Origin of the sequence: Rubrivivax sp. A210, assembly GCF_904426505.1 — a bacterium.
Taxonomy (GTDB): Bacteria; Pseudomonadota; Gammaproteobacteria; order Burkholderiales; family Burkholderiaceae_C; genus Rubrivivax.
The window spans coordinates 1-5,870 of sequence record NZ_CAJGBN010000036.1 but is presented as its reverse complement, the minus strand read 5'-3'; the positions used below and the strand labels follow the sequence as shown (position 1 = coordinate 5,870).

The window sequence follows — 5,870 nt, the reverse complement described above, 5'->3', positions numbered from 1 at the left end:
CGGAGATGTACAGCTACGACCACGACCTGGCCAGCTTCGTGGCCATAGGCAGCGCGACGGTCAGCGAAGACGGCTCGAGCATCACCAGCGACCTGGGCGCCGGCGTCATCAAGGCCGGCTGGCACTGTGGGGGCAATCCCAATACCACCGGCAGCGCCGGGCATTGCAAGCAGTGCCAGAAGTGCCAGGGCGCCAGTTGCGTGGCCGATCCCGCAACCGAACGTACGGCCTGCACCGCGGAGCCCGGCAAATGTGGTGTGTGCAGCGGCGGCAACTGCCGCTCACAGGCGCCTACCCTCACCGTCACGCGCAGTTCGCTGACCCGTACCGATGCGACGGGCGCGCCGCTGCCGGGAGCCACGCCGGCCTACAGCTACTCCGCGGTGGTGCTCTCGGGTTCCAATACGGCCCAGTACACGACGGCTGACGCCAATGCCACACCCAATGTCGGCACCCTCAGCGCGCCCGCCAATCCGGCAGCCGGCCCCTCGCCCGGCGGACTGGCGGAACTCAAGGTCGAATTTCGATGCCAGGCCGGTGAAACGGCTTCCAAGACCTTCAACGCCGCGACCTTTGGCCTGTCCTGCTACATCCTGGCCGACGAAGGCGATCACCTCGACGCTACCGGTGCCTGTACGTCGATACGCATAGGCGGCACCACCTTCTCTGGAACGACCACCGACCCGGCCGGCCTTCCGGCAGGCAATTACTGCACCGCATTCCTGGCCGATGTGCGCCTGCAGGGCAGCGGCACGACGCGAAATGGAACCCGCATACGCTGGGTCAGTGGCAGCAGCCCCAATTGGAGCTTCGCGACCATCGTCAATTTCACGGGTGCCGACAACCGCCCCCTCATACCCTTCGGGTCTTGCGCGCGCGACCGCGCCATCGTGCCGCGGAACACCACCGTTTCCGCTGGCCCGTACGTACTGGAAGCCAACGACACCGGGGGCGCCATCATCGGCTATCGACTCGATGTCTTCGGCGGAACCGGCCGCGCCGCGTGTGCGAACTTCGCCAACCAGATCGCACTCGGGGTTTGTGCGCCCGGCGTCGCCACATGCCCCGCGCTGGCCATTCCATGAGGCACGGCAGATCCCTCTGGCTTTCGCTGCGCCCGCTTGGCGTTCTCGCCGTCTGCCTGGGTGCTTGGCAGTTCGCCTGGGCGCAGATGCAGATCGCCTATGTGAAGGAGCACCGTCAATATATCGGTGCCGAGGTTTCGGCCACGGCGCGCATGGTGCCCGGCGAGGGCGATGCCCGCATCACGCCGCGCTGGGCTGTGGACGGGCGCTCTGTGCTTTTCGCGAGATCCCGCGAACAGGCGGGACGCATCGTGGAGGTCGACGTGGTGGTTGCCGCCACTGCCGCTGCGCCGCGCACCCTGGTCGTCAACTTCGCCGACCAGGGCGGCGTAAGGCTTGCCGGCGCGCGTGCCGTGAAGTCCATTGGATGGCTGGGGTCGGAGCGCTTCTTCATCGTCGGCGACGTCAACCCGCGACAGGACGAGATGCGGATATTCGACGCGACCACCGGGGCCGAAACGAACGGCTACACGGGTGCGGCATTCGCTGCCTGTGCCGAGGGCGGTCGCGTGGCTTACCTGCAGGCGCAGGGCATGGGTTCGGCGGTCGACATCCTGGTCGGCGACGAGAGGTTGGCAACGGTGGACGGCGGTGATGCCGTTGGCCCGGTGCGGTTCCTGCTGTGGGGCACGCGTTGCGAGCGGCTCTACGCTCTGCGCGTCGGCGAGCGTTCGGCGGAATTGGTAGCCGTCGAGCGTGATGCGATCAAGCCGCTGCACCGCCTGCCCGCTGTCGCGTACATGCGGGCAATGATGTTCGATTCGGTGCTCGTTCTCGAGGACTTCGAAGGCAACGCCACCTTTGTCGATCTCGCGAGGCCGGCTGTGCCGGTGGCGGCGGAAGCGCCGGCTCGCCAGCGCCTGCGCTTGCTGCGACAAGTCGGAAGCAGCGTCGGCAGCGCGGCATTCGACATCAAATGGCGCTGAATATTCAGGCAGGCGCGAACCGGGTCGACAGGGTCGAGAAAGGGTGATCGTGAATTCAGGGAAGTCGGGCAGCGCCGAAATGCGTCGGGATGCGTCGAAGTCCGGTTCCGCCGCGACCTGCTTTTCGCGTTGCCTGGCGCTGCCCTTGCTGGCCGTTGCGACCCTGGCGCAGGCGGCGCCGGGTCCGACGCAGGTTTCCACGCAGCCACTCGACAGGTCCGAGGGGCTTTATGCCCACGAGGCGATGCTGGTTCGCGCCGATGCGCAGCGGTTGAACTGGACGGACCGGCTCAGCGAGATTCGCACCACCATCCTCTACGGCGCCAAGCTGCTGGCCCTGGGCACCATCCATGGCTCGGCCGATGCCTTCGTGCTGGGGCGGGAGCCCCTGGTGTCGCCCAGCGGGCGCTTCGTGAGCTTCATGCAGTTCGTGCCGCGGCAGGCGCAGGCCGAGGCGCCGAGCGACATCGTGTTGATCTACGACCTGCAGCGGGCCAGCAACGAGGTCGGCGGCGTGGCCGATGACGAAGGCTGGGTTTCGCGCGCTTCCAACCAGGGGGTGATCGTGTATCCCGGCGCCCCGCGCAGCGAGCGCGTGTTTCCAAGCGCTCGCGCCGCACCGGGAGCCACTGCGAGCGAGGTCAATGCGCGCAGCTGGACCCGCGACGGGGAGCAGCACCTCATCGTGGCTGCCGAGGGCAATGACCTGGCCGTGTTGGCGGTAGGCGCAGCGCCGGACGGCAGCTACAAGCTGCGGCAGGCGCGTGTCGGCGCCAGGCAGGCCTTCGGGTCGGCGTCGCCAGGTTCGTGGAGCAAGTCCCGGGTGCGGTCGGTCACCGCGGTCGGCCCGAACGAGGTTGCTGTTCTTTTTGACAACGCCTCCGGCGTGCCGGGCCGGCGACTGCAGCTCGCCTTGCGGTGATCCGTCTCTTGTCCACCGGCCGCTGTGTCGAGCAGGCGCAGGCGGTGCCAGACCTTCGAAAAGGGTGATCGTGAATTCAGAAAAATCCGGCGACGCCCAGGGGTGTACAGATGCTGCAGGGCGCGCCGACCCGAAGTACCCCTCCATCAATATGGGAGCCGCTGTGAATCGATTTCTACGCACGTCGGATCGGCCCGCGGCCAGCCCGCGGGGCGCCTGCGGTGGCGCACCGATGCGAGGCCGCTTGCCGCGATCATGGCTGGGTTCCCTGGTTGCGATGGCCCGAGCCGGGGCCTTGCTGTTCGTGGCGACGCTGGCCCAGGCCGGCGTGTTGGGCACGCCGAGCCTGAGCCCGTTGAGCATAGAGGCGACGGTGGCGAGTGCGGTGACGGTGAGCATCAGCATCACCGACCCGAACTACATTTTGGGCAGCGCGAATGTGCAGAGGCTGAGGGCGGACGGCAGCGCGCTGGCGGTGGTGGCCACGCTGCGCGACGACGGGCTGGGCGGTGATGCGGTGGCGGGCGACCGCATCTACAGCGCGCGGTTCAACGTGCTGGAGGCGGCCGCCGGCAGCGTCGCGTTCCGAGTCTCGGCTGGTTTCAAGGGCGAGCTGCGCCGCACCCTCAGTGCGCCCATGAGCCTCACCGTCAACCCCGCCGGCCCGCTGCCCGTCATCGCGGGGGCCAGCGTCGCGCCGGCCAGCACGGCCACCGGCGTGGCCCTCCTGGCCACCTTCAACGCCCGCATTGACGACATCCGCCTCGTCGCCGGCAGCGCCGTGCTGCAAAAGATCGATGCCGCCGGCAACGTCCTGGCCACCCTGGGCAGCCTGCACGACGACGGCCTGGACGGCGACGCCATCGCCGACGACAAGAACTACAGCCTGCGCAGCACCGTGCTGGAGAACAACCCCGGCAACAACAACTACCGCATTGCCGCCAACTTCAACGGTTACCCGCAGATTGTCTCGGCCCCCCTGAGCGTGGCCATCACCGGCACCGCCACCGGCGTCAACATCGCGGCCCCCGCGGGCGGCGCGTACCTCAACACCCCGGTACTCACCGTCAGCGGCAGCGTCGGCGACCCTGCCGCCCAAGTCAGCATCAACGGCATCGCCACCCCCGTCACCAACAACAGCTACAACGCCTCCGTGCCGCTGAACGAAGGCCCCAACACCCTCACCGCGGTGGCCACCAACAGCAACGGCACCACCAGCACCCACAGCATCCTCGTGACCCTGGACACCACGGCCCCGCGCGTGCAGATCTACACCCCCGCTGCCGCCGGCAGCACCAGCGCGGCCAGCGTCAGCGTCAGCGGCCTCATCAACGACATCGTCGTCGGCACCGTCAACCCCGAACAAGCCAGCGTCAGCGTCAACGGCATCCCCGCCCGCGTCGTCAACCGCAGCTTCCAGGCCGACAACATCCCCCTGAGCCTGGGCAGCAACACCGTCCAGGCGGTGGCCACCGACCGCGCCGGCAACCGCGCCACCGCCAGCATCAGCATCCTGCGCGTACCCGCCATCGGCCAGGCCAACCTCAGCGTCGTCTCCGGCAACAACCAAAGCGCCCCTGTTGGCGCCAACCTGGCCAGCCCCCTGGTCGTGCGCCTCGTCGACGGACAAGGCCAGCCCCAGATCAACAAACCCGTCGTCTACCGCATCATCAGCCAGGACGGCAGCGTCAGCGCCGACGGCAGCCCGGGCAGCGGCCTGAGCGCCGTGGCCATCAACACCGACGCCCAGGGCCAGGCGCGGGCCTTCCTCAAGCTCGGCAGCCGCGCCGGCGCCGGCAACAACATCGTCGAAGCCAGCGCCGCGGGCATCGCCACCACGGCCGACTTCTCCGCCAGCGCCAGCCCCGGCGCGCCCAACCTGATGGTGGTCGACTCCGGCAACAACCAGACCGGCGTCGTCGGCCAGAGCCTGCCCCTGCCCTTCATCGCCATCGTCACCGACGCCAACAACAACCGCCTGGCCGGCGTGCCCGTGAGCTTCCAGGTCAAGGAAGGCAGCGGCAGCTTGGGCGGCGCAACGAGCCTGCAGACCACCAGCGACAGCGACGGCCGCGTCGCCGCCAGCCTCAGCCTGGGCCCCGAGCAGGGGGTCAACAACAACCTCGTTGAAGTCAACTTTGCCGGCGGCGGCGGCTTCCCTGCGGCCTTCACTGCCACCGGACTCGTACCCGGACCCGCAGAGCAGACCCGCATCAGCGGCGTCGTGCTCGACAACAGCAACAACCCCATCCCCGGCGTCACGATGAGGCTGCTCAACATCCACCAAGGCAACCTCAGCAACATCCCGCAGCAGATGGCCCCGCCGGTACAGACCGACGCGCAGGGCCAGTTCGTGATGACGCAAGTGCCCGTGGGCGTGTTCAAGCTCATGGCCGACGGCGGCACCGCCACGCGAACGGGCAGCTGGCCGACGCTGGACTTTGACATGATCACCGTCTCGGGGCAGAACAACACCCTGGGCATGCCGGTGTACCTGCCCGAACTGAACCCCAACAACCGGGTGTGCGTCAACGACAGCACCGGAGGACGATTGACCATAGCCGAAGCGCCGGGCTTCGTGCTCGACATTGCGCCCGGGGCAGCCACCTTCCCTGGCGGCAGCAAGACCGGCTGCGTATCGGTGACGCCGGTGAACATGGACAAGGTACCGATGAGCCCGGGCTTCGGGCAGCAGCCGCGCTTCATCGTGACGATCCAGCCGGTGGGCACGCACTTCAACCCGCCGGCGCGGATGACGATCCCCAACGTGGACGGGCTGGCACCCAGAGCGGTGACGGAGATGTACAGCTACGACCACGACCTGGCCAGCTTCGTGGCCATAGGCAGCGCGACGGTCAGCGAAGACGGCTCGAGCATCACCAGCGACCTGGGCGCCGGCGTCATCAAGGCCGGCTGGCACTGCGGGGGCAATCCCAA

Annotated in this window: 4 protein-coding genes; all 4 read left to right on the top strand. The window is 68.2% G+C overall.

What is annotated here, in order from left to right; translation table 11 throughout:
* Positions 1 to 38: 38 nt before the first annotated feature.
* Positions 39 to 1,085, top strand: coding sequence for a 3D domain-containing protein (locus tag JMV16_RS17970; RefSeq protein WP_201495688.1), 1,047 nt, complete (start codon positions 39 to 41; stop codon positions 1,083 to 1,085).
* Complete coding sequence (locus JMV16_RS17965; RefSeq protein ID WP_201495687.1) at positions 1,082 to 2,011, top strand: hypothetical protein; 930 nt, start codon at positions 1,082 to 1,084, stop codon at positions 2,009 to 2,011. The genes JMV16_RS17970 and JMV16_RS17965 overlap by 4 nt, the downstream gene beginning before the upstream one ends.
* Positions 2,012 to 2,060: 49 nt before the next feature.
* Positions 2,061 to 2,933 (top strand): hypothetical protein, encoded by an 873-nt coding sequence (locus JMV16_RS17960; RefSeq protein ID WP_201495686.1) that lies wholly within the window; start codon positions 2,061 to 2,063, stop codon positions 2,931 to 2,933.
* Positions 2,934 to 3,210: 277 nt separating this feature from the next.
* On the top strand, positions 3,211 to 5,870 hold a 2,660-nt coding region (locus JMV16_RS17955), incomplete at its 3' end, for a choice-of-anchor X domain-containing protein (protein WP_201495685.1).